Source organism: Leclercia sp. M-A074-M (assembly GCF_965195605.1).
In the GTDB taxonomy this organism is placed as follows: Bacteria; Pseudomonadota; Gammaproteobacteria; order Enterobacterales; family Enterobacteriaceae; genus Enterobacter.
The window spans coordinates 121,307-140,060 of record NZ_CBDAHM010000003.1; the positions used below are offsets into that span (position 1 = coordinate 121,307).

Below are 18,754 nucleotides of genomic sequence, written 5' to 3' on the forward strand. Positions count from 1 at the left end.
GATGAATAATAAGGACTCCAGCCTGACCCCGGCTCAGGCACTGGACATGCTGGATGCGCTGTACGATCAGGCGGTTAACGCCCTGCGCAGCGCCATCAGCGACTATATCAAAGACGGAACGCTCCCCGATGCCGAGGCCAGAATGAATGGCCTCTTTGTTTATCCGTCACTCTCCGTGACCTGGGATGGCAGCGCCACCAATACGCCGAAGACCCGCGCCTATGCGCGATTCACTCACGCTGGCTGCTACTCCACCACGGTCACCCGTCCGACGCTGTTCCGCCCTTACCTGGAGGAGCAGCTGACGCTGCTGTATCAGGATTACGGTGCCCATATCACCGTGGAGCCCTCGCGCCATGAGATCCCCTACCCGTACGTTATCGATGGCTCAGAGCTGACCCTGGACCGCTCCATGAGCGCGGGCTTAACGCGCCATTTCCCGACCACCGAGCTTTCGCAGATCGGCGATGAGACCGCAGACGGGATCTACCATCCGGCGGAGTTTTCCCCGCTGTCGCACTTTGATGCCCGCCGGGTCGATTTTTCGCTGGCGCGCCTGCGACACTACACTGGCACCCCCGCAGAACACTTTCAGCCATTTGTGCTGTTCACCAACTACACCCGTTACGTGGATGAGTTTGTCCGCTGGGGCTGTAGCCAGATCCTCGATCCCAACAGCCCCTATATTGCTCTCTCCTGCGCGGGCGGGATCTGGATCACCGCCGAAACCGAAGCGCCGGAGCAGGCCATTTCTGACCTGGCGTGGAAAAAACACCAGATGCCCGCCTGGCACCTGGTCACCGCCGACGGTCAGGGCATCACCCTGATTAACATTGGCGTGGGCCCGTCGAACGCCAAAACCATCTGCGACCACCTCGCCGTGCTACGCCCGGACGTCTGGCTGATGATTGGTCACTGCGGCGGCCTGCGTGAGAGCCAGTTGATTGGCGATTACGTGCTCGCCCACGCCTATCTGCGTGACGACCATGTGCTGGATGCGGTGTTGCCGCCGGACATTCCGATCCCAAGCATCGCCGAAGTGCAGCGGGCGCTGTACGACGCCACCAAAGAGGTGAGCGGCATGCCGGGAGAAGAAGTTAAGCAACGGTTGCGCACCGGCACGGTTGTTACCACTGACGACCGTAACTGGGAGCTGCGCTACTCGGCCTCGGCGCTGCGCTTTAACCTGAGCCGCGCGGTGGCGATTGATATGGAGAGCGCCACCATCGCCGCTCAGGGTTACCGCTTCCGCGTACCCTACGGCACTCTGCTCTGCGTCTCCGACAAGCCGCTGCACGGGGAAATTAAACTTCCCGGCCAGGCAAACCGTTTTTACGAGGGGGCGATCTCCGAGCATCTGCAGATTGGCATTCGCGCTATCGATCTGCTGCGCGCCGAAGGGGATAAATTGCACTCGCGTAAACTGCGTACCTTTAACGAGCCGCCGTTCCGCTGATCATAAAAAAGGAAAGTTATGCAAACCACCTCACCCCTATCCACCCTGCGCCAGTGGCTGGAGACCCAGGCGCTGGATGGCATTATCGTCCCCCGCGCCGATGCCTTTCAGAGCGAATATTGCCACCCTCATGACGATATTCTCGCCTGGCTGACCGGCTTTGACGGCTCGGCGGGACACGCCCTGATCCTGCGCGATCGCGCCCTGCTGTTTGTTGATGGACGCTATCAGGTTCAGGCCCGGGAACAGGTTAATCTGGCCGAGATTGAGATCCTGCATCTGCACAACGATCCGCTGGCAGACTGGTTACAGCAGAACATGAAGCCCGGGGCGCGTATCGCCTTTGAAGCGATGCTGATGACCCATACCCAGTATGAAGCACTCAATGCCAGTCACTGTGAGCTTGTCGCCCTGAATGCATCGCCGTTTGATACCCTCTGGCAGGATCGTCCGGCCCCGCCTGCGGGTGCCATCCGCGAAATGCCGGTGGAGATCAGCGGTGAAAGCAGTACCGACAAGCGCCAGCGCGTTGCTGCCATTCTGGCAGAACAGCACGCCGATTATCTGGCCATCACCCAGCCGGATAACATCGCCTGGCTGTTGAACGTACGCGGCAGCGATATTCCGACGAGCCCGGTACCGAACTCGTTTGCCCTGCTGAGCCGCGACGGCGCGGTGACGTGGTTTGTCACGCCTGAAAAAACCCGCGCGCTTCCGCCCGCGCTGCTGGAGAGCCTGACGCTGGCGCCTCAATCCGATTTTCTGTCGCAAAGCCAGCAGCTGTGCGCCGGTAAGCGCGTGATGGTGGATGCCGATTCCGCCCCTGTCGCCCTGCGCTTTGCCGTAGAGCCGCAGGGGGAGATTCTCTGGCACGCTGACCCGATCACCGCGATAAAAGCGTACAAAAACCCGATTGAGCTGGCGGGCTACCGCGACAGCCACCATCAGGATGGCGTGGCATGGGTCAATTTCCTGGCCTGGCTGGCGCACGAGGTGCCGCGTCGCGAAGCCTCTGGTCAACCCATTACCGAGCTGGAAGCCCAGGCGCAGCAGCTTCTCTTCCGTCAGCAGCGACCGGGCTTTATCGAGCAGAGTTTTGCCACTATCTCCGCCTCTGGCAGCAATGCGGCGATGTGCCATTACCACGCCAGCGAGCAGACTAATGCGGCTATCACCCGCAATCATTTTTACCTCAATGATTCCGGCGGGCAGTATCACAACGGCACGACCGACGCCACGCGCACGCTGGCTTTCGGGCCGCTGAGCGACCAGTGCCGTCTGCATTACACCGCCGTGCTAAAAGGCTTTCTCTCGCTTATTTCCCTGCAATTCCCGTCCGGAACCTGCGGGCATCAGATCGATGCGTTCGCGCGGCGTGAGCTGTGGGGGCTGGGGCTCGATTTTGATCACGGCACCGGACATGGCGTGGGTCATCAGCTGCTGATCCATGAAAATCCGCAGCGTATCGCGAAGAAGGTTAACCCCTGGCCGCTGGTGGCGGGAAATATCATCACCATCGAGCCGGGCTATTACCTGGCCGATGCATATGGCATTCGCATTGAAAACCAGGTAGAGGTGGTGGAGAGCGTACCGGGCTTCTGCCGCTTTGCGTCGCTGACGCTGGTCCCCATCGACCTGAGTCAGGTGGATCTGCATCTGCTGAGCGAAAAAGAGATTAAATGGCTGGATGATTATCATCACCAGGTGCGTGAGGCACTCTCGCCGCACGTTAACAGTGAGGCGCGCCCATGGCTGATCGCGGCCACGGCGCCTGTTCGCGTACACGGTTAAAGCACAAAGACCAGAAACGGTAACCTTCGGGTTACCGTTTTCGGTTTACCGACCCATTTTCAGGGAAGCGGAAAGATGTTAATCACGCATATACTGGTACATTTCTGAAGCCGTCAGATTCCAGTGGCCTCCATCAAATAGTGGCATATAGCTGCCATCATCCACACCGAGTTCATCCGCGATCAGCTGATTTAATTTGTCGTTCATTTTTATGATCAGATCGCGATAGCGTTCCGGCTCTGTAGCCAGATTATGGTTTTCATCGGGATCGTTGACGATATCGAAGAGTTCAACATCGTTATTATCCAGCAATGCTTCCAGTGTCACTGGAGTATTATGCTGTTTCAGGGAGAAGTAGCGAGCAAATTTATACTGACCATCATTAATCATTCGGATAGCGGAGCGGTGCTTAAAATCAGGCGCTATTTTAGATATCTCTTTTTTGAACTCCTCATGGGGAAGCTTTTGGGCTGCAAGCGCTCTGAATTGTGCAGTATATTTCGCATCCATATATAAGATCATCCCATAGCAATAAAGTGAGCCAGAGCGAAGGGTATGTACACCTGCTCTTTCTGGCTGACTAAGCAGTACGCTCATATCGCGGCCTTTCCTGCCAGCCAGAACTTTACTGCGTTTTTCTATATCACATCCGGTCAGACCCACCAGCGTCGGCACTAAATCCAGATGGTTGGTTAAACTATTACAACGTTTGTTTCCCGGATAAGCGGGGTGGCGGATAATCATCGGGGTGTGAATCTGCTCTTTGTAAACTGATGAACCTTTGCCATGCATCTGATGTGCCCCGCCTAATTCCCCATGGTCTGCGGTAAAAACGATGATGGTCTTATCGGTCAGGAGCAGATTATCCAGTTCGTTGAGAATAGCCTCAAGATGCCGGTCATTGTCGCGAATACAGTTGAAATAATAATCCAGCAATTTGCGCCAGCGGCGATCTTCGTCTGGAAACTGCCCCTCCATGACGGCCCGGGCATTCTGATACTCTTTATGTGCGGCAGGTCTTCCGGGTTCGTCAAATGCCTGGTGGCGGTTGGCCGGAAGAGGATAATCAGGCCAGCTCTGCTGATAAATTTTATTATGCGGCGGCTGTGTCGGGAGCAATGTATGATTTTCTTTATCCATTGCGCCTTTCCATTGCACTTTTTCACCCGCTTCATCAGTATCGATAAACATCACATCATGTGGATTAACCAGATTAACGGCGGCAAACCAGGGTTTGTTCTCATCATTCAGCGGGCGCCCGGTATTACGTAACCAGCTTATCGTTTGCCCTGTGGTCACCGAGTCAAAGAAATAGCCGCCTTTACTTTTACCAATAAGATCGCCAATACCGTGATAGTCAGAAAAACCATACTCTTCCATAATCTGGTTCAGGCGAGGCGTTGGGATTTCTGCAATATCAATATCTTCTACCGATTTCCCAGCAACAGGCTGATCGATTTCCCGTGTTAAGTGCCATTTTCCTTTGTAAGCGGAGTAGTAGCCCAGTTCACGCATCATATGACCGACGGTGCGGAGCTCAGGATCAAGATCGTAATTCATCCATGGAAAGCCAAGGTTATCAAACATGCGGGTTTGCGGCATATGTAACCCGGTATACATCACTGACCGTGAAGGTGTACAAACGTTGGCCGTATTCTGGTGATTGGTAAAAGTCACCCCTGTTTTCATCAACCGCTCACGTCCAGGCACAGGAAAGGGATAACGATCGAAAAAACGTTCCTGATCGCAGGTTATCAATAAAATGTTATAGCCTTCAGGGAGGGTTTCCGGAATTTTACCTGTAAACGGCCTATCCCAGGCAGGTTTAGTTTCAGCACAGCTCTGCGCTGCATTTCCGGTTTCTGGCAACAGACTGGCAACAACGGCAATCCCCAGGCCTTTTAATAAATCACGACGATTTTCATTTATTATATTCTTTTCTTTCATTCTCCAGACTCCGTTAATTTTACTACCTGCGCCCGGATTTCCGGGGCAATTTTCATCACCAATGCGGGCGGCTGGTGATTTAATAGAAGCGTTCTCATGACGTTCATATAGGGTGTGATATGGCGGAAAAAAGCTAAATAGCCTTCGCAGAGGTAATTCTGTGCCTCGTTGCCCTCGGCGATAATACGGTGTTTAGGGCATCCGCCATGGCAGGCAAAGCGCCAGTGACAGTTCATACAGCGTGAGGAAAGCCGGGCCTTTTCTTGCCCAAACTGCCGTTGAAACGGCGAACTGGCCAGAACGGCCATTGAGTCCTGTTTAAGATTGCCCAGCTTATATTCCGGTGAGACAAAGTGATCGCAGCTGTAGACATCGCCATTTTTTTCAACCAGTAAGCTCTGTCCGCAGGTCGGTTGCATTGTACAAAGTGTTGCGGGCTGCCCTGTCCATACGCCAAGCAGGTTGTCAAAAAACTGGATAAACACCTCTCCGACATCCTGTTCCAGCCATTCATTGAAAATAGCGCACAAAAATTCCCCCCAGCCCTCTGGCGTCACTGACCAGGGAAACGCAGGTTCAACGAGAGGAATGAACTGAATATGGCGGAGGCCCAGTTTCCGGGTCAGACAACGGTAGAGGGTCTGTCCCTGAGTCTCAGACTGATGGCTGACCACCACCATGGCGTTAACCGGGACATCGTGCTGCTGAAGGCAGCGAATTGCCTGTACGACTTTTTTCCAGGAGGGTTTTCCCGCACGCGTTTTACGCCATGCGTCGTGAAGTGAAGCGGGCCCATCAATTGATAACCCCACCAGAAAATCGTTCTCTTTCAGAAAACGGGCCCACTTATCATCAAGCAGAATGCCGTTGGTTTGCAGGCTGTTGTGAATGGTTTTGTTACCACGGTAACGCTGTTGCAGCGCAACCACCTGTTCAAAGAACGCCAGTCCACATAATGTGGGTTCACCACCTTGCCAACAAAACTCCACGCTCATAGAGGGTGTCGACGCAATGGTATTCTGGATATAGGCTCCCAGCGTTTCGTCATCCATTACGGTACAGGCAGGACGGGACACATTATTTTTAAGATAGAAACAATAATCACATGCCAGATTACAAAGATTGCCCCCTGGTTTGGCGACGGTGTTAAAATTATTACTCATTACTACTTATGCTCGTTGGTATTAATTGCAGTGATGATAAAATCATTTGTATTAATAAGATCGTTGCCATTGTTACTAATAGTTCTGTAATTATATTATTCTTGTTTTATCTTTATTTATGTCAGCTACAAAAGCGAAGATGTTATTATCCGTTATAATTGGTGTAATTTAATAACGCCTTAATCATCTGGAAATAGAAATTTCTGGGTCGTGATGACTGTTTCTTTAAGGTGATCTATCAGGAAGCTATAAAAGCTTTCGAGGATTAAGCATTCGAAGAAAATATCAGTAAGGGTTGGAACTGACTGCGCGGGTGCTTGCCGGATGTGAAGGATTTATCTACGAGGCTGAGCTTGCGAATAGCGGTATCAGTGAAGGAGACCATGGGGGATCAGAAACGGCCAACGGAGCGTGAAGTTCCCGACCAGGCCGCAAAAGCGACAGAGATCAAAAAACCCGGCCATCTTACTCAGATGGCCGGGTTAATCTGGCTTTAAAGCATCCTAAGAGTCACTGCGCTCTCTTAAGATTAAAATTTGGCTCCTCTGACTGGACTCGAACCAGTGACATACGGATTAACAGTCCGCCGTTCTACCGACTGAACTACAGAGGAATCGTGTGAACGGGGCGAATATTAACGATGCCACCTGGCGTTGTCAAAGGCAGAATGCAGATTTTGCATCGTTTGCCGATTTATTCCCCACTTTGCGCATTCACTATCCGTTCTGCGGGGATCGCCGCCACATTTTCACGCACAGGCCGCGGATATTTCCATAACCAGCGCCCGCTGACCATTCGCCAGTAGAACAGCGCGCCGCGAACCGTCCAGTCGAGGAACATCCCCAGCCAGACACCCACCACCCCCATACCCAGCATGATCCCCAGGGTGTAACCTGCTACTACGCGGCAGCCCCACATCCCGAGCATCGAAACCCACATGGCAAAACGGGCGTCCCGCGCCCCTTTAAGCCCGGCAGGCAGCACCCACGACGCCGCCCAGATGGGCATAAAGGCGGCATTCAGCCAGATTAAGATAACCACCACGTCTTTTACATCCTGCTCATGGGTGTAGAACGACGCCATCAGGCTGGCAAACGGCGCGGTGCCCCAGGCAATGGCCGTGAGCCCGATTGTCGAAAGCCAGAAGACATGGCGCAGCTGGCGCTCCGCCTGGCCTATCTGCCCTTTCCCGAGCCGTTTACCGGTAATAATAGTGGAGGCGGAACCCAGCGCGTTACCCGGCAGGTTGATCAACGCGGCAATGGAGAAGGCGATAAAGTTACCGGCAATCACGTCAGTACCCATTCCCGCCACGAACATCTGGGTCAACAGCTTGCCGCCGTTGAACAGCACCGACTCAATGCTGGCGGGGACGCCGATCCCCATCACTTCCCAGATAATGGCGAAGTTGAGCGGCTTGAAATAACTTTTGAGGCTGATGCGCAGTGACGGGTTAAAACCAACCGCCAGCACCACAATAATGGCGATGGCGCCAATGTAACGGGAGATAGTCAGACCCAGACCGGCCCCGATAAAACCGAGCCCGTCCCAGGAAAAAAGCCCGTAAATCAGCACGCTACTGATTAGAATGTTGAGGATGTTCATCCCACCGTTTATCAACAGCGGAATTTTGGTGTTCCCTGCCCCACGCAGCGCCCCGCTGCCAATCAGCGCAATCGCCGCGGCCGGATAGCTGAGCACCGTCATTTCGAGATACGACAGCGCCAGAGCTTTTACTTCTCCGGTCGCTTCCCCAGCCACCACATCGATAATCTCTTCGCCAAAATAGTGGATCACCGCCGCCAGTACAATGGAGAACAGCGTCATGATCACCAGCGATTGCCTCGCAGCAGCCCTGGCCCGGCGCGGATCGCGCTTGCCCAGGCTAAAGGCCACCACCACCGTGGTACCGAGGTCTATCGCCGCGAAGAAGGAGATAATGACCATATTGAAGCTGTCGGCCAGCCCGACACCCGCCATCGCCTCTTTACCGAGCCAGCTGACCAGGAAAGTGCTAAGCACACCCATCAGCAGTACACAGGTATTTTCCAGAAAGATAGGCACGGCAAGGGGGGTGATTTCGCGCCAGAAGAGAACTTTGTAGCTCTTGCGTTTGCTATACCAGCGCGTGCGCATCACGGCCTGGCGTAAAGCGGAGGTGACGTTCAAAGTGGACCTTAAAGAGAAAGTTGAAACTACATTTCAAATAATGAGGGAGAAATGCAGATCCTGCAAAGTATTTCCCACAAAAATATGTAGGGAATTACGACAAACTGGTGACAGAATCGGCAGTTGGTCGAATCGGACTAAGATCAGGTTTGACAAAAGTTTTTTCGCCGCTAAGATAACGCTCCACAACGATTCCTCTGTAGTTCAGTCGGTAGAACGGCGGACTGTTAATCCGTATGTCACTGGTTCGAGTCCAGTCAGAGGAGCCACATTTAAAAAGCCTGCTTTCGAGCAGGCTTTTTGCTTTTCTGATGACGGTAGACCGGCGCCCAAAAAAAAGCCCTCCGACCTGTCGGGGGGCTTTGCTTTTTGGCGGTGATTACTCGCCTTTGGCTTCCGCGTGCTTCATCTCGCCCATAACTTTCAGTTTCTTGGAGATCTCGCGACGCTCTTTAGAGATCTCGGCGTTTTTGATGATGTAGTCGTCTACGCGGTCTTCGTAGTCGCTTTTCATGCTGGCAATGATGCCCTGGATTGCTTCAACGCTCATGCCTGGCTTGATGTAATCGCTCAGGTTGTCCAGCAGCAGAACACGCTTCTGGTTGTCACGGATCTTCTTCTCAACGTCCTGGATTTCACGTTGCAGTTTGTTCTTGCGGCGGAACAGGCGGACGAACTCCAGAACATCCTGGAACGAAGGCTTAGTTGTTTCCATTTTTACACCCCTGATAATGTGAGATTCGGATTCGTTTAAACAACCGCGATAGCATTAACCTTACTGACAGCGATTGCTGATGACAATAATTTTCCGTTGTCCCTATCATAACCTCAATTTCTGCTGAATCGAAGCAGCAGACAACACAACCCTGCATAGCCGCTTTTTATTTGCGCAATGCCCGGCAGATTAGATGCGACAATAATTCCAGCTGGCGAGCAAGTTCCATGCTCAACCATACATAGCCGTGTATGGGCGTTTCCGCCACGTTTTCATTGTGATGATCGTTGATCAGCTGACGCAGCTCGGCAACGATTTCGTTCAGCCGCTCGGTGTTCGCCAGTATGGGCTGCGGATTGCCTTCATAAAGCGCATGGGCAATGGTGAGCAGCGTTTGCTGTGTCATCTGCTGCGTCTCTTTTAAGGTCCGGGCATTCAGCATCACAAAATGGCTGGCCCGGGAGGACCAGTGGGCGTTGATCTGTAGCTCGAGCATGCAGACAAGATTGCGGCTCACGGTCTGGATCGCTTCAAAGATCGCTTTCTGGATATGGGTCTCTTTGCTGGCCGGGGTAATCAGACCGCGCATTTTGACCACATCGTTGAGGATGGTTTGCAGGTGTTTTTCCAGCCGTGGTCGTTCCACCAGGTTGGGGGAAAAGCCCGCCTGATAGACCCGGTTAAAGGCGGTGACGTAGTTCGCCATCTGAATACGCCAGTGCAAAAAGGCCCGCTGCGGCCAGATGCCAGTAAAGAGCATCGCCAGCAATGACCCCAGGATCACATCACCGCTTCGCCAAAGCGCAGTTTGCATATCCCCGGTCGGCGCACCAATCACCACCGCAAGGGTGATACCGATAAGCAGCGCCTGATAGGGTCGTTTGCCCAGTGCCAGCCAGCCGCAGAGAAACATGGCCGCCGCGCACCACAGCAGCATCAACGGCAGAGAGATAAGCTCCAGTTTCAGGGCAATTAACCCCATTGCCGAGCCCAGAATGGTGCCGCCAATGCGCTCATACGCGCGCGGAACGACGTTCCCCCAAAAGGAGATCGGCCCCATGATGACCACCAGGGTGATCAGCGGCCATGTCCCTTCCGGCACGGCCAGCAGACGCACCAGTAAAAAAGTGAGGATAAACGCCAGCGCGATACGGCATCCATGTACGATGCGGTAATGACGATACAGTCGAATTTCAAAAGGCGTTAGAGATTTGTCGGGGCGCACACGCTCTCCAGCTTTACGGCAAACCCTGATTGTACTGCGTTTTCTGCCGGAGTTGTGCTCCCCGGCAGAAAAACCCTGTTAAGTGTGGGCATTAAGGAACCGTTATGCCATGCGGCTCTGTACAGGAATAAACATCTCAATATCCCAGTAGCCGTCGACATTCCCATCATTCAGATAACGTTCAAAACAGGCTTTTGGCGCGATCTGGTAATCGACATCCTCAAGCAGACTGTCGAAAAACCGATTCCACGGCGTGGCGAAATCATGGTTCTCAACGCGGGCCGTCGCCACCGCGTAGTCGCCTGCCGCCACTTCGGTCAGGATCACCCCTTCACTGTTGGGAGGAATAACAAAATCGTCCGGCACGGTGACAACCGTGTCGCAGCGTAGTTTTTCGGCAGGCACTTCGTCAGGGTTATCATAATAGACCGCCACCCACTCCAGCGGCTGGATCTGACGCCCCTCTACCCACATCATCAGTTGTTCAAAACCCTGCTTAACGGTTTGCTCCCACGGGCCAACCATATGAAAACCGGCAATTTTGCGTTTATTCTGGTGCGTGATGCTGTAGTCCATGCTGCCTCCGATTGTTTACTGTATATACATACACTGTAATGCAGAAAAAAGCGGTTTAACAATAATGACCTGTCTATTATGGGAGCAGGCTCGCACTGTCGCCAGCCTGCTCCTCCAGGCGCTACGCCTTATGGTGCAGATAGTCGCTCAGCCGCGAGAACATCCCGCCTTTACCCACATTCTCCAGCGTCACCAGCGGCCAGTGGGCTACCACTTTATCGCGATCGTACAGTTCGATCTCCCCGACCCGCTGATGGGCGGCAATCGGTGCTTCGAGCTCTTTCTTATCGAGGACATACTTCGCCTTGATGTTCGGCAGCTCCGCCTTTGGCAGTGCCAGCCAGAAGTCCCGATCGGTACCTAACGAGATACGCTCTTTATCGCCGTACCAGATGCGCTCGTTGCCCACCTGCTTACCGTTACGCAGGATCTGCACGGTATCGAAATTCTGCTGGCCCCAGTGGAGCAGTTTGCGCGCCTGATCCTCGCGGCCTTTTGGGCTTTCAGCCCCCATGACGACAGCAATCAGACGGCGCTCACCGTCAACAGCAGAGGCGATCAGGTTAAAGCCGGCGCCAGAGGTGTGTCCGGTTTTCAGGCCATCCACGCTGAGCGACTTGTCCCACAGCAGACCGTTCCGGTTCTGCTGGGTGATACCGTTCCAGGTCAGGCTCTTTTCACTGTACATATGGTAAAACGCCGGCTCGCCGTGGATGATGGCGCGGGAGAGCACCGCCAGATCGTAAGCGGAGCTGTGCTGGCCCGGCGCATCGAGACCATGTACCGTTTCAAAGTGGGTGTCGCGCAAATTCAGCTTTTTAACGTAATCATTCATCATATTGACGAACTGCGGCTGTCCGCCCGCCACGTAATCGGCCAGCGCCACGCAGGCGTCATTCCCGGAATCGACAATCAGTCCGCGGCTGAGGTCGCGCACGGAGACCCGTTCACCCGCTTTCAAAAACATTAGCGAGGAGCCGTTAAAAACCGGGTTCCCTTTGGCCCACGCGTCCTGGCCTACGGTCACCATATCGTCCGGCGTAATGCGATGGCTGTCGATCGCGCGGTCAACCACATAGCCGGTCATCAGCTTGGTCAGGCTGGCCGGATTGCGCTGCTGATGTTCGTTGCCCGCCGTTAAAATTTGTCCCGTCGTATAGTCCATCAGCACCCAGGAACCCGCCTGGATAGCTGGCGGCTGCGGCGCATAATTAATCGGGTCGGCAGCCAGCGCGGATGAAATGCTCAAAGTGAGTAAAGAAACAGCAATAAACAGACGGCGTTTCAACGGTATATCCTCAGGTCATTTAAAATCGTTGCCCTTTTTACGGAAGTTTCCCGCTGGATACCTGGAATAATTGCAAAAAAATGTGACAGCACGCATGTTTTTCCCGGATACCAGGTCGCAAATTTGCAGGTGGGCAGCGCTTTTTCTTCGGCGTGCCTGGCCGGATGGTTTACCATAGCAGTGTCACTCATAAACAGGATGGTATTACTGGTGTCTGACTCCGCCGCGCGCCCGACTTTTTTATTCCACGATTACGAAACCTTCGGCACCAGCCCTTCGCTGGATCGCCCTGCCCAGTTTGCTGCCATCCGCACCGATGCGGATTTCAACGTTATTGGCGAGCCGGAGGTATTCTATTGCAAACCGGCCGATGACTATTTACCCCAGCCGGGGGCAGTGATGGTGACCGGTATTACGCCGCAGGAGGCCCGCGAGAAAGGGGTGAATGAGGCTGAGTTTGCCCGTCGCATTCACGACCTGTTCACCGTGCCCAACACCTGCGTGGTGGGCTACAACAACGTGCGCTTCGATGATGAAGTAACCCGCCATATTTTCTACCGTAACTTCTACGATCCCTACGCCTGGAGCTGGCAAAATCGTAATTCGCGCTGGGATCTGCTCGACGTGATGCGCGCCTGCTACGCCCTGCGTCCGGAGGGGATTAACTGGCCGGAAAACGACGACGGGCTGCCCAGCTTCCGTCTGGAGCATCTGACCCGCGCGAACGGCATTGAACACAGTAATGCCCATGATGCCATGGCGGATGTGTATGCCACCATTGCGATGGCGAAGCTGGTTAAGACCCGACAGCCGAAGCTGTTTGAATATCTGCTAAGCCATCGCAGCAAGCAAAAATTAACCACTCTGATTGATGTGCCGCAGATGAAACCGCTGATGCACATCTCCGGGATGTTTGGCGCCTGGCGAGGCAACACCAGCTGGGTCGCCCCGCTGGCCTGGCATCCGGACAACCGCAACGCGGTGATTATGGTGGATCTGGCTGGCGATATTACCCCGCTGCTGACGCTCGACAGCGACCAGCTTCGCGAGCGTTTGTATACGCCGAAAGAGGCGCTGGGTGACGATGCCGCCGTACCGGTGAAGCTGGTGCATATCAATAAGTGTCCGGTGCTGGCGCCAGCCAACACCCTGCGCCCGATCGATGCCGAGCGGTTGGGCATCGATCGTCAACGCTGCCTGGCTAACCTGAAGCTGCTGCGGGAAAACCCGCAGGTGCGGGAAAAAGCGGTGGCGATCTTCGCTGAAGCGGAACCATTTATTCCTTCTGAGAATGTCGATGCCCAGCTCTATAACGGCTTTTTCAGCGATGCGGACCGCAATGCCATGAACATCGTTTTGCAGACCGATCCCCGCAACCTGCCCGCTCTGGACATTACCTTTGTGGATGAGCGTATCAGGAAGCTGATGTTTAACTACCGCGCGCGAAATTTCCCCGGCACGCTGGATGAGGCCGAGCAGGAGCGCTGGTTGCAGCATCGCCGTACCGTCTTTACGCCGGAGTATTTACAGGCTTATGCCCAGGAGCTGGAGATGCTCTACGGTGAGTATGAAGGCAATGCGGAGAAGCAGGCACTGCTGAAAGCGCTGTATCAGTATGCGCAGGAGATAGTGTGACCTGAGAAAGCAAAAAAGCCGGAGGCGATGTCTCCGGCTTTTTTTGCCCGTCGGCACTACGGTGGCGCGGGCCTACGGGTTTTGTGGTCTATTAATCAGGCGACGTCTTCGTACTGCGGTACCGGGTTGCGGAAGCTTTTAGTCACACATGCCAGGTAAACCAGACCAATACCACCCCAGATCAGACCCAGAACCATGGAGCTCTCTTCCAGGTTGATCCACAGCGCACCCACGGTCAGCGCGCCACAGACCGGCAGAAGCAGATAGTTGAAGTGGTCTTTCAGCGTTTTGTTGCGCTTCTCACGGATCCAGAACTGCGAGATCACGGAGAGGTTAACAAAGGTAAAGGCAACCAGCGCACCGAAGTTAATCAGGGCGGTAGCGGTAACCAGGTCAAAGTTAATCGCCAGCAGCGCAATCGCACCGACCAGCAGCACGTTCCATGCTGGGGTACGCCATTTCGGATGAACATAACCGAAGAAGCGCGTCGGGAATACGCCGTCGCGGCCCATGACATACATCAGACGAGAAACGCCCGCGTGCGCCGCCATGCCGGATGCCAGTACGGTAACGCTGGAGAAGATCAGCACGCCCCACTGGAAGGTTTTACCCGCAACATAGAGCATGATTTCTGGCTGTGACGCGTCCGGATCTTTGAAGCGAGAGATATCCGGGAAGTAGAGCTGCAGGAAGTAAGACGCACCGATAAAGATGATGCCGCCCAGCAGCGCCGTCAGGAAGATAGCGCGCGGGATGACACGCTCTGCGTCTTTCGTCTCTTCAGACAGAGAAGAGATACCATCGAAGCCCAGGAACGAGAAGCAGAGGATCGTCGCACCGGTGATCATTGGCACAACATGCGCATCTTCAGACCAGAACGGACGTGAGCTTACCAGCGTACCCGCACCTTCACCGTGAGAAACGCCGTAGATGATCAGACCGACAATGACCGTCACAATCGCCATCTGCAGGATAACGATCAGGGTGTTGAAGTTGGCAACGGTCTTGATGCTGCGCAGGTTAGAGATGGTCATAAAGGCCACCAGCGCCACAACGAAGATCCACGACGGCACGGAAGGCACCAGCGCTTCGAAGTAAATTTTTGCCAGCAGAATGTTGATCATCGGCATGAACAGATAGTCCAGCAGTGATGACCAGCCCACCATAAAGCCAACAGCCGGGCTAATGGACTTCTGAGCATAGGTGTACGCAGAGCCTGCGGACGGGAAGCGGCGAACCAGCTTGCCGTAGCTCAGCGCAGTAAAGAGGATCGCGACCAGCGCAAAGGCATACGCCGTTGCAACGTGACCGTCAGTGAGGCCTGATACGATACCGAATGTATCAAACAGCGTCATCGGCTGCATATAGGCAAGGCCCATCATAACAACCGGAATCAACGTAAGCGTTTTACGTAATTCCACGCGAGAGGTTTTTGGAGTTGCGTTATGCGACATAGTTATTCTCCTTTACGGTGAATACCGCCACGTAAGCGAATGATTGCCCCATTTCTTTCTTCCTCAGCGACAACAACTGTCGGATTTTAGTAAATATCTATCCGGTACGAAGCCCGGCCTCTTGGATTTAAATGATTTTCTTACATGCAAAAAAAAATAACCGACGCCTTTTATATCGTCGATTATTTATATGTTTGCAGCGGCGCATTTTGCCCTGGTTTGAGGCGAAAAGGCAAGGGTGCGACGGCAATTTGAAACAATAATTCATACTAATTGCTTGATTTTCCGGCTTCGCTTTGGGCATAAACAGCAGCAATAGCACTATTTGCTAAAATTTCCTGCCGCCACCAGGCACTGGCGAGGCCAGCAGTCTGTTCATTCCAGCCTATCCATACTGAATCATAACTGGATTGCGCCATCACCTGCTTCTCAATTAACGCCCCACTTTCGATAAAACGCTGAGCTAAATAACGCGGAAGGTAACCGCAGCCTAAGCCGCTTATTTGCAGTTCCAGTTTGGTTTTAAAATCGAAAACGGTAATGGCTTCCTGATCGTCGAGCAGCTGCGATGACGCGGTGCAGCCAGGCAAAGCGCTGTCGCCCACCACGATGGCACGGTAGCTTTTAATGACCCGGCGGTTAATTGGCTCTGGCTCCTGGGCTAAAGGATGGTGCGGGGCAATGACGAAGACCTGTTCGAGCTGCCCCAGACAGGCAAAACCAAATTCACTGAGCTGGGGCGGCTCGTGTAATGCGCCGACGACGATATCTGCCCGCCCCTGCACCAGCGCTTCCCAAGAGCCCGCGAGGACGCCGTTGATAAACTTAAGCCGGGTAACGCTGTGTCGCTGATAGAAGGCTTCAATCAGCGGCGAGAGCAGTGAAAAGGGAAAGGTGTCGTCTACGCCGATTACCAGCTCATTTTCCCAGCCCTGATGCAGTTTGACGGCCTGCTTTTCCAGCTCGCGTACTGAATGCAACACTTCCCGCCCTTTTTCCAGCAGCATTTTTCCGGTGCGGGTAAAGCGCGCCCGGTGACCGGTACGGTCGAGGATCTGAATGTTGAGGTCGCTTTCAAGCTTATGAACGGTATAACTGAGGGCGGAGGGCGTTTTAAAGAGCTTCGCCGACGCCGCAGCAAAGCTCCCCTCTTTTTCCAGGGCATCGAGGATGATTAGGACATCCAGCAGCGGTTTCATGCTCACCCCCTTGTGGTGCGCTTACGCTCCGCCAGCGGCGTTACTCCATAGGCATAACCAGCGGATCGGGAAAGAGATACTCAAATCCCAGTTCATGACAGATGCGGTTCCCATCAATCAATTTGCCCTTCCCCTCTCCAGGGGCATCGTGAAAGTGCGGTGGTGCCAGGCCAAGCTGACGAGCCATCATCGGATAGAATGTACTGCGTGTCGGATGAGAGGGCGCACATATATTATAGATGTGCCCGCCCTTTGGAGCCTGTAATAGCAGAGTAATCGCACCAATAACATCTTCAAGGTGTACCAGATTGACACCATGTTGTCCGTCAGGCGCTGATTTTCCGGCAAAAAAGCGCCCCGGATGACGGCCAGGCCCAACCAGCCCCGCAAGCCGTAATATATCCACCTGGGTGCCGGGTAAATTATGCAGCCAGTCCTCCAGCTCTTTTAAAACACGCCCGCTGGAGGTTACCGGCTGGCGCGGCATATTTTCTTTGACGGCACCTTCGACATCGCCATATACCGAGGTTGAGCTGGTGAAAATAATGCGCGGAATATGGTGTGCCAGCGCGCTGTCGACAATTTCCTGCACCGCTTGCAGATAATAGGTTTCACCCGGACCGGTGCGACGTGCCGGCAGCGTTAATACCAGCGCATCCACATTCATCAGAGCGTCCAGGTCATCGGCGTCGCATACCAGTTCCGGCTCAAGGCGCAACTCAACGCTCTCAATACCGCACATCCGCGCCGCCTCGACGCCATCTGCGGTGGTTTTGCTGCCAGTGACGTGCCAGCCCCGCGCCTGTAACGACATAGCCAGCGGCATTCCAAGCCATCCCAGACCGACAATTGCGACCTTTTTCATGCGTTTTCTCCTGACTATTACGCCTCTGCTGTAAGGCTACGCCAGCCACGCTGAACTGACAATTGATAGCGCTAATATGAAATCATTTAATGATTAAAAAAAGCCCTTGCTTTATATAGCGCAAGTGGTTTAGGTTAAACGACATCACATGAATAAGCATTCATCGAGAATTTTATGACACGCGTTCAATTTAAACACCACCATCATCACCATCATCCTGACTAGTCTTTCAGGCGATGTGTGCTGGAAGACAGTTAGATCTTCCAGTGGTGCATGAACGCAAGAAAAAGCCCCCGGAAGATCATCTTCCGGGGGCTTTTTTTTGGACCGTGTTCAGGCAAGTTACAACAGGATCATGAGGAACCGACAATGTTAGATAATTCACGTTTACGCATAGCTATGCAGAAATCAGGTCGTCTTAGCGACGATTCACGCGAACTGCTGGCGCGCTGTGGCATAAAAATTAACCTGCACACGCAGCGTCTGATTGCGCTGGCAGAGAATATGCCGATTGATATTCTGCGCGTGCGTGACGATGACATTCCGGGCCTGGTGATGGACGGCGTGGTGGATCTGGGCATCATTGGCGAAAACGTGCTGGAAGAAGAGCTGCTGACCCGCCGCGCCCAGGGCGAAGATCCGCGCTACTTCACGCTGCGCCGTCTGGATTTTGGCGGCTGCCGCCTGTCGCTGGCCACCGCGGCTGACGAACCGTGGGACGGCCCGGCTTCCCTGAACGGCAAGCGAATTGCCACCTCCTACCCTCACCTGCTGAAGCGCTACCTCGATCAGAAGGGCGTGCAGTTTAAATCCTGTCTGCTGAATGGTTCTGTTGAAGTTGCGCCGCGTGCCGGTCTGGCTGATGCAATTTGCGATCTGGTTTCCACGGGCGCCACGCTTGAAGCGAACGGCCTGCGCGAAGTGGAAGTGATCTACCGCTCCAAAGCCTGTCTGATCCAGCGCGACGGCGAAATGCCTGAAGCCAAGCAGCAGCTGATTGACCGCCTGCTGACCCGAATTCAGGGAGTGATCCAGGCCCGTGAATCTAAGTACATCATGATGCATGCGCCTACTGAACGCCTGGATGAAGTGATTGCCCTGCTGCCAGGCGCTGAACGCCCAACTATTCTGCCGCTGGCAGGGGATCAGCAGCGCGTGGCAATGCACATGGTCAGCAGCGAAACCCTGTTCTGGGAAACCATGGAAAAACTGAAAGCGCTGGGCGCCAGTTCAATCCTGGTGTTGCCGATTGAGAAGATGATGGAGTAACA

General features: G+C 54.0%; 16 protein-coding genes, 2 tRNA genes and 1 other annotated feature. Of the genes, 6 read left to right on the forward strand and 12 right to left on the reverse strand.

The genetic code is table 11. The features are described 5' to 3' along the window. Window position 1 precedes the first annotated feature (1 nt). Together ACOKCT_RS07350 and ACOKCT_RS07355 are read left to right on the forward strand one after the other, a co-directional pair. Window positions 2–1,456, forward strand: coding sequence for an AMP nucleosidase (locus ACOKCT_RS07350; protein WP_156654843.1), 1,455 nt, complete (start codon window positions 2–4; stop codon window positions 1,454–1,456). An 18-nt stretch (window positions 1,457–1,474) separates the two neighbouring features. Beyond that, the gene (locus ACOKCT_RS07355) at window positions 1,475–3,247 is read left to right on the forward strand and encodes an aminopeptidase P family protein (RefSeq protein ID WP_420193328.1); all 1,773 of its coding nucleotides are present in this window, start codon (window positions 1,475–1,477) and stop codon (window positions 3,245–3,247) included. Window positions 3,248–3,325: 78 nt separating this feature from the next. Here the strand turns inward: ACOKCT_RS07355 and ACOKCT_RS07360 are convergent, their stop codons facing one another. From ACOKCT_RS07360 to ACOKCT_RS07375, 4 genes are all read right to left on the reverse strand, one after another. Then, window positions 3,326–5,194, reverse strand: coding sequence for a sulfatase-like hydrolase/transferase (locus ACOKCT_RS07360; protein WP_420193329.1), 1,869 nt, complete (start codon window positions 5,192–5,194; stop codon window positions 3,326–3,328). Further along, window positions 5,191–6,357 carry an anaerobic sulfatase maturase gene (locus ACOKCT_RS07365; protein ID WP_156654846.1) on the reverse strand — a complete coding sequence of 389 codons (1,167 nt, stop codon included), beginning with the start codon at window positions 6,355–6,357 and terminating at the stop codon, window positions 5,191–5,193. Before ACOKCT_RS07365 ends, ACOKCT_RS07360 begins: the two co-directional genes overlap by 4 nt. A gap of 537 nt (window positions 6,358–6,894) precedes the next feature. Then, window positions 6,895–6,970, reverse strand: a tRNA-Asn gene (locus tag ACOKCT_RS07370). Between the two features lie 80 nt (window positions 6,971–7,050). After that, window positions 7,051–8,526 (reverse strand): EmmdR/YeeO family multidrug/toxin efflux MATE transporter, encoded by a 1,476-nt coding sequence (locus ACOKCT_RS07375; protein WP_114314540.1) that lies wholly within the window; start codon window positions 8,524–8,526, stop codon window positions 7,051–7,053. A gap of 193 nt (window positions 8,527–8,719) precedes the next feature. On the opposite strand from ACOKCT_RS07375, the gene ACOKCT_RS07380 reads away from it, so the two are divergent. Then, window positions 8,720–8,795: transfer RNA gene (locus ACOKCT_RS07380), tRNA-Asn, on the forward strand. Between the two features lie 110 nt (window positions 8,796–8,905). Here the strand turns inward: ACOKCT_RS07380 and ACOKCT_RS07385 are convergent. The 4 genes from ACOKCT_RS07385 to dacD all read right to left on the reverse strand — a co-directional run bounded on the left by ACOKCT_RS07385 (window position 8,906) and on the right by dacD (window position 12,336). Further along, window positions 8,906–9,241, reverse strand: coding sequence for a DUF496 family protein (locus ACOKCT_RS07385; protein ID WP_103180181.1), 336 nt, complete (start codon window positions 9,239–9,241; stop codon window positions 8,906–8,908). Window positions 9,242–9,407: 166 nt separating this feature from the next. Further along, entirely contained in the window at window positions 9,408–10,466 is a 1,059-nt protein-coding gene (locus ACOKCT_RS07390; protein ID WP_103180182.1) for an FUSC family protein, read from the reverse strand. 102 nt (window positions 10,467–10,568) lie between these two features. Then, a complete protein-coding gene (gene sbmC, locus ACOKCT_RS07395; protein ID WP_156654847.1) occupies window positions 10,569–11,042 on the reverse strand; it encodes a DNA gyrase inhibitor SbmC in 474 nt (157 codons plus the stop codon). 121 nt (window positions 11,043–11,163) lie between these two features. After that, window positions 11,164–12,336 carry a serine-type D-Ala-D-Ala carboxypeptidase DacD gene (gene dacD / locus ACOKCT_RS07400; RefSeq protein WP_325941137.1) on the reverse strand — a complete coding sequence of 391 codons (1,173 nt, stop codon included), beginning with the start codon at window positions 12,334–12,336 and terminating at the stop codon, window positions 11,164–11,166. Window positions 12,337–12,540: 204 nt separating this feature from the next. Between dacD and sbcB the strand changes: the two genes are divergently transcribed. Continuing rightward, window positions 12,541–13,965 carry an exodeoxyribonuclease I gene (gene sbcB, locus ACOKCT_RS07405; RefSeq protein WP_420193330.1) on the forward strand — a complete coding sequence of 475 codons (1,425 nt, stop codon included), beginning with the start codon at window positions 12,541–12,543 and terminating at the stop codon, window positions 13,963–13,965. 95 nt (window positions 13,966–14,060) lie between these two features. Here the strand turns inward: sbcB and ACOKCT_RS07410 are convergent, their stop codons facing one another. The 4 genes from ACOKCT_RS07410 to ACOKCT_RS07425 all read right to left on the reverse strand — a co-directional run bounded on the left by ACOKCT_RS07410 (window position 14,061) and on the right by ACOKCT_RS07425 (window position 17,483). After that, window positions 14,061–15,419 carry an APC family permease gene (locus ACOKCT_RS07410; RefSeq protein ID WP_201304732.1) on the reverse strand — a complete coding sequence of 453 codons (1,359 nt, stop codon included), beginning with the start codon at window positions 15,417–15,419 and terminating at the stop codon, window positions 14,061–14,063. After that, window positions 15,409–15,471: a membrane protein YoeI gene (yoeI, locus tag ACOKCT_RS07415; RefSeq protein WP_138370007.1), complete on the reverse strand. Its 63-nt coding sequence runs from the start codon at window positions 15,469–15,471 to the stop codon at window positions 15,409–15,411. Before yoeI ends, ACOKCT_RS07410 begins: the two co-directional genes overlap by 11 nt. A gap of 217 nt (window positions 15,472–15,688) precedes the next feature. Further along, on the reverse strand, window positions 15,689–16,618 hold the full coding sequence (locus ACOKCT_RS07420; RefSeq protein WP_103180187.1) for a LysR family transcriptional regulator: 930 nt from the start codon (window positions 16,616–16,618) through the stop codon (window positions 15,689–15,691). A gap of 40 nt (window positions 16,619–16,658) precedes the next feature. Further along, complete coding sequence (locus ACOKCT_RS07425) at window positions 16,659–17,483, reverse strand: SDR family oxidoreductase (protein ID WP_263950460.1); 825 nt, start codon at window positions 17,481–17,483, stop codon at window positions 16,659–16,661. A 174-nt stretch (window positions 17,484–17,657) separates the two neighbouring features. On the opposite strand from ACOKCT_RS07425, the gene hisL reads away from it, so the two are divergent. Together hisL and hisG are read left to right on the forward strand one after the other, a co-directional pair. After that, the gene (hisL, locus tag ACOKCT_RS07430) at window positions 17,658–17,708 is read left to right on the forward strand and encodes a his operon leader peptide (protein WP_001364200.1); all 51 of its coding nucleotides are present in this window, start codon (window positions 17,658–17,660) and stop codon (window positions 17,706–17,708) included. Further along, window positions 17,684–17,807: a sequence feature (His leader region), on the forward strand. It overlaps the preceding gene by 25 nt. A gap of 45 nt (window positions 17,808–17,852) precedes the next feature. Further along, complete coding sequence (gene hisG, locus ACOKCT_RS07435; RefSeq protein WP_103180189.1) at window positions 17,853–18,752, forward strand: ATP phosphoribosyltransferase; 900 nt, start codon at window positions 17,853–17,855, stop codon at window positions 18,750–18,752. Window positions 18,753–18,754 lie beyond the last annotated feature (2 nt).

What these genes read in the sequence shown, in the direction of transcription:
- ACOKCT_RS07350 (WP_156654843.1), top strand. Translation starts at nt 2, where the DNA reads ATGAATAATAAGGACTCCAGCCTGACCCCGGCTCAGGCACTGGACATG.
- ACOKCT_RS07355 (WP_420193328.1), top strand. Translation starts at nt 1,475, where the DNA reads ATGCAAACCACCTCACCCCTATCCACCCTGCGCCAGTGGCTGGAGACC.
- ACOKCT_RS07360 (WP_420193329.1), bottom strand. Translation starts at nt 5,194, where the DNA reads ATGAAAGAAAAGAATATAATAAATGAAAATCGTCGTGATTTATTAAAA.
- ACOKCT_RS07365 (WP_156654846.1), bottom strand. Translation starts at nt 6,357, where the DNA reads ATGAGTAATAATTTTAACACCGTCGCCAAACCAGGGGGCAATCTTTGT.
- ACOKCT_RS07385 (WP_103180181.1), bottom strand. Translation starts at nt 9,241, where the DNA reads ATGGAAACAACTAAGCCTTCGTTCCAGGATGTTCTGGAGTTCGTCCGC.
- sbmC (WP_156654847.1), bottom strand. Translation starts at nt 11,042, where the DNA reads ATGGACTACAGCATCACGCACCAGAATAAACGCAAAATTGCCGGTTTT.
- ACOKCT_RS07410 (WP_201304732.1), bottom strand. Translation starts at nt 15,419, where the DNA reads ATGTCGCATAACGCAACTCCAAAAACCTCTCGCGTGGAATTACGTAAA.
- ACOKCT_RS07420 (WP_103180187.1), bottom strand. Translation starts at nt 16,618, where the DNA reads ATGAAACCGCTGCTGGATGTCCTAATCATCCTCGATGCCCTGGAAAAA.
- ACOKCT_RS07425 (WP_263950460.1), bottom strand. Translation starts at nt 17,483, where the DNA reads ATGAAAAAGGTCGCAATTGTCGGTCTGGGATGGCTTGGAATGCCGCTG.
- hisG (WP_103180189.1), top strand. Translation starts at nt 17,853, where the DNA reads ATGTTAGATAATTCACGTTTACGCATAGCTATGCAGAAATCAGGTCGT.